Here is a 5,127-nt window from a genome sequence, read left to right as displayed (position 1 = left end):
TATGCCGGTGGCCCCACCTTGTTGGTGGGGCCACACGGTTTTGGGGTGTGTCGGCGGTGTCCTACTCTCCCACACCCCTTCGGGTGCAGTACCATTGGCGCTGGAGGGCTTAGCTTCCGGGTTCGGAATGGGGCCGGGCGTTTCCCCTCCGCTATGGCCGCCGTACGTTCTTGGGGGACACACTGTACGCGTGTGTGTCTTTGTGTTTGGGTGGTTTGGGAACCGTATAGGGACGCGAGTGTTTGGTTAGTTTTTGGCCATTAGTACCGGTCAGCTGAACACATTGCTGTGCTTACACTTCCGGCCTATCAACCCCATGGTCTGTGGGGGGCCTTCACCACCACAAGGGTGGATGGAAACCTTATCTTGAAGCAGGCTTCCCGCTTAGATGCTTTCAGCGGTTATCCTTGCCGAACGTAGCTAACCAGCGATGCACCTGGCGGTACAACTGGCACACCAGAGGTTCGTCCGTCCCGGTCCTCTCGTACTAGGGACAGCCCTTCTCAAGTTTCCTGCGCGCGCAGCGGATAGGGACCGAACTGTCTCACGACGTTCTGAACCCAGCTCGCGTACCACTTTAATGGGCGAACAGCCCAACCCTTGGGACCTACTCCAGCCCCAGGATGTGACGAGCCGACATCGAGGTGCCAAACCATGCCGTCGATATGAACTCTTGGGCAAGATCAGCCTGTTATCCCCGGGGTACCTTTTATCCGTTGAGCGACCACGCTTCCACAAGCCATGGCCGGATCACTAGTTCCGACTTTCGTCCCTGTTTGACATGTACGTCTCACAGTCAAGCTCCCTTGTGCACTTACACTCGACACCTGATTACCAACCAGGCTGAGGGAACCTTTGAGCGCCTCCGCTACTCTTTAGGAGGCAACCGCCCCAGTTAAACTACCCACCAGGCACTGTCCCTGATCCGGATCACGGACCGAGGTTAGACATTCAATACGATCAGAGTGGTATTTCAACGATGACTCCACACCCACTGACGTGGATGCTTCATAGTCTCCCACCTATCCTACACAAACCGCATCGAACACCAATACCAAGCTATAGTAAAGGTCCCGGGGTCTTTCCGTCCTGCTGCGCGAAACGAGCATCTTTACTCGTAGTGCAATTTCACCGAGTTCATGGTTGAGACAGCGGAGAAGTCGTTACGCCATTCGTGCAGGTCGGAACTTACCCGACAAGGAATTTCGCTACCTTAGGATGGTTATAGTTACCACCGCCGTTTACTGGGGCTTAAATTCTCAGCTTCACCACACGCGAGGCGTGGTTAACCGGTCCTCTTAACCTTCCAGCACCGGGCAGGCGTCAGTCCGTATACAGCGTCTTGCGACTTCGCACGGACCTATGTTTTTGATAAACAGTCGCTTCTCCCTGGTCTCTGCGGCCCACACCAGCTAAACCCGTAAAGGGTTTTCACCAGGCGGGCCCCCCTTCTTCCAAAGTTACGGGGGCATTTTGCCGAGTTCCTTAACCATGATTATCTCGATCGCCTTAGTATTCTCTACTTGACCACCTGAGTCGGTTTAGGGTACGGGCGGCTCACACCTCGCGTCGAGGCTTTTCTCGGCAGCATAGGATCACCCTGTTATCCCCCAAAAATGGGGCCACCATCAGATCTCACACTATGTGAGGTGCGGATTTGCCTACACCTCGTGCTACATCCTTAGACACACATTGCCATTAAGTGCGCCGGGCTACCTTCCTGCGTCACCCCTGTTACTACGCTTACCTACTACCAGATCGGGTCACACGCGCAACCACCACACGCTCCCGAAGGAGACACGTAGCGGTCTTGGGTGTTTAGCATCACTGGGCTCGGTACGGGCGGTGTTTTGCCGGTAGGAGAATATCAACTCCTTGTCCATCGACTACGCCTGACGGCCTCGCCTTAGGTCCCGACTTACCCAGGGCCGATTAACGTTGCCCTGGAACCCTTGGTCATTCGGCGGACGGGTTTCTCACCCGTCATTCGTTACTCATGCCTGCATTCTCACTCGTGCACACTCCACGACACAATCACTTGGCCGCTTCACCGCAGTGCACGACGCTCCCCTACCCAACAACACAAAAATGTTGTTGCCACAGCTTCGGCGGTGTACTTAGCCCCGCTACATTATCGGCGCAGAATCACTTGACCAGTGAGCTATTACGCACTCTTTCAAGGGTGGCTGCTTCTAAGCCAACCTCCTGGTTGTCTATGCAACTCCACATCCTTTCCCACTTAGCACACGCTTAGGGGCCTTAGCTGATGATCTGGGCTGTTTCCCTCTCGACTACGAAGCTTATCCCCCGCAGTCTCACTGCCGCACAAAAATTTCACTGGCATTCGGAGTTTGGTTGACGTCAGTAACCCGGTGGGGCCCATCAGCCATCCAGTAGCTCTACCTCCAGCAAACCTACATACGACGCTGCACCTAAATGCATTTCGGGGAGAACCAGCTATCACGAAGTTTGATTGGCCTTTCACCCCTACCCACAGGTCATCCCCCCAGTTTTCAACCTAGGTGGGTTCGGTCCTCCACGACGTCTTACCATCGCTTCAACCTGCCCATGGGTAGATCACTTCGCTTCGGGTCTAGAGCATGCGACTACAACGCGCTATTCACACTCGCTTTCGCTACGGCTACCCCACACGGGTTAACCTCGCCACACACCACTAACTCGCAGGCTCATTCTTCAAAAGGCACGCCATCACCCCAATTAGAAAGGCTCTGACGGATTGTAAGCATCCGGTTTCAGGTACTATTTCACTCCCCTCCCGGGGTACTTTTCACCATTCCCTCACGGTACTATCCACTATCGGTCACCAGAAAGTATTTAGGCTTACCCAGTGGTCTGGGCAGATTCACACGGGATTTCACGGGCCCCGTCCTACTTGGGTGGCCACACAGCAAGGCCATGATGTTTCGTCTACGGGGGTATCACCCACTACGCCAGGCCTTCCCAGACCCTTCGACTACACCACAACTTTCTCACTCGCCAGTCACGCGGCAGCATGACAATGTGCGACTCCCACAACCCCACATACGCAACCCCTGCCGGGTATCACACGCACATGGTTTAGCCTCCTCCGCTTTCGCTCGCCACTACTCACGGAATATCTCTTCCTACGGGTACTAAGATGTTTCACTTCCCCGCGTTCCCCCCGACGCCCTATCAATTCAAACGCCGGTAACCAGACACAACTCTGGCCAGGTTTCCCCATTCGGACACCCTCGGATCACAGCTCGTTTGTCAACTCCCCGAGGCTTATCGCAGACTACCACGTCCTTCGTCGGCTTCTGGTACCAAGGCATCCACCGAATGCTCTTACAAACTAGACCAAAAGATACTCGCGTCCACTATACAGTTCTCAAACAACCCACCCACACACACATCAAGCAACCACAACAACGATCACCCGACGCCTGCGGGGCCACAAGAAACCACCAACGGTGATTCCCCCACAACCCAACAGCATGCCATTACCCTGCATTAAAACTCTTGTGATGATTCCATCCAAAAAAATCCACACACCCCACACCAACCACCTAGCGGCCAGTGCTAACAAAAAGAGCGTGCTAGAGACAAACAGTCTCCTTAGAAAGGAGGTGATCCAGCCGCACCTTCCGGTACGGCTACCTTGTTACGACTTCGTCCCAATCGCCAGTCCCACCTTCGACCACTCCCCCCCAAAGGGTTAGGCCATGAGCTTCGGGTGTTACCAACTTTCGTGACGTGACGGGCGGTGTGTACAAGGCCCGAGAACGTATTCACCGCAGCGTTGCTGATCTGCGATTACTAGCGACTCCGACTTCATGGGGTCGAGTTGCAGACCCCAATCCGAACTGAGACCGGCTTTCAAGGATTAGCTCCCCCTCACGAGATCGCAACCCACTGTACCGGCCATTGTAGCATGCGTGAAGCCCAAGACATAAGGGGCATGATGATTTGACGTCATCCCCACCTTCCTCCGAGTTAACCCCGGCAGTCTCTCATGAGTCCCCACCATCACGTGCTGGCAACATGAGACAAGGGTTGCGCTCGTTGCGGGACTTAACCCAACATCTCACGACACGAGCTGACGACAACCATGCACCACCTGTACACCAGCCCAAAGGCTGCCACATCTCTGCAGCATTCCGGTGTATGTCAAGCCTTGGTAAGGTTCTTCGCGTTGCATCGAATTAATCCGCATGCTCCGCCGCTTGTGCGGGCCCCCGTCAATTCCTTTGAGTTTTAGCCTTGCGGCCGTACTCCCCAGGCGGGGCACTTAATGCGTTAGCTACGGCACAGAAACCATGGAACTGGTCCCCACACCTAGTGCCCAACGTTTACGGCATGGACTACCAGGGTATCTAATCCTGTTCGCTCCCCATGCTTTCGCTCCTCAGCGTCAGTAACAGCCCAGAGACCCGCCTTCGCCACCGGTGTTCCTCCTGATATCTGCGCATTCCACCGCTACACCAGGAATTCCAGTCTCCCCTACTGCACTCAAGCCAGCCCGTACCCACCGCAAGCCCACAGTTAAGCTGCAGGTTTTCACGACAGACGCGACAAGCCGCCTACGAGCTCTTTACGCCCAATAATTCCGGACAACGCTTGCGCCCTACGTATTACCGCGGCTGCTGGCACGTAGTTAGCCGGCGCTTCTTCTGCAGGTACCGTCTAAATTCTTCCCTACTGAAAGAGGTTTACAACCCGAAGGCCGTCATCCCTCACGCGGCGTCGCTGCATCAGGGTTTCCCCCATTGTGCAATATTCCCCACTGCTGCCTCCCGTAGGAGTCTGGGCCGTGTCTCAGTCCCAGTGTGGCCGGTCACCCTCTCAGGCCGGCTACCCGTCAAAGCCTTGGTAGGCCATCACCCCACCAACAAGCTGATAGGCCGCGAGCCCATCCCCCACCAGAAAAACCTTTCCAACACCAACCATGCGACCAGTGCTGAATATCCAGTATTAGCCACCGTTTCCGGCAGTTATCCCAAAGAAGGGGGCAGGTTACTCACGTGTTACTCACCCGTTCGCCACTCTCACCAAACCCGCAAGCGGATAAGGATCCCGTTCGACTTGCATGTGTTAAGCACGCCGCCAGCGTTCGTCCTGAGCCAGGATCAAACTCTCCGCAAAAAA

General features: G+C 55.3%; 3 rRNA genes. All 3 read right to left on the bottom strand.

Features of this window, described 5'->3' with window-relative positions:
- Positions 1-48: 48 nt before the first annotated feature.
- The 3 genes from rrf to BSZ39_RS12025 all read right to left on the bottom strand — a co-directional run bounded on the left by rrf (position 49) and on the right by BSZ39_RS12025 (position 5,124).
- Positions 49-165: ribosomal RNA gene (gene rrf, locus BSZ39_RS12035) — 5S ribosomal RNA — on the bottom strand.
- Positions 166-242: 77 nt separating this feature from the next.
- Positions 243-3,341 (bottom strand): 23S ribosomal RNA (locus BSZ39_RS12030).
- A 260-nt stretch (positions 3,342-3,601) separates the two neighbouring features.
- Positions 3,602-5,124: ribosomal RNA gene (locus tag BSZ39_RS12025) — 16S ribosomal RNA — on the bottom strand.
- Together the 16S, 23S and 5S rRNA genes form the textbook arrangement of a ribosomal RNA operon.
- Between the last annotated feature and the right edge of the window lie 3 nt (positions 5,125-5,127).

The organism is Bowdeniella nasicola (assembly GCF_001907295.1).
In the GTDB taxonomy this organism is placed as follows: Bacteria; Actinomycetota; Actinomycetes; order Actinomycetales; family Actinomycetaceae; genus Bowdeniella; species Bowdeniella nasicola.
The sequence above is the reverse complement of the archived record's forward strand: the minus strand, read 5'-3'. Positions and strand labels throughout refer to the sequence as shown.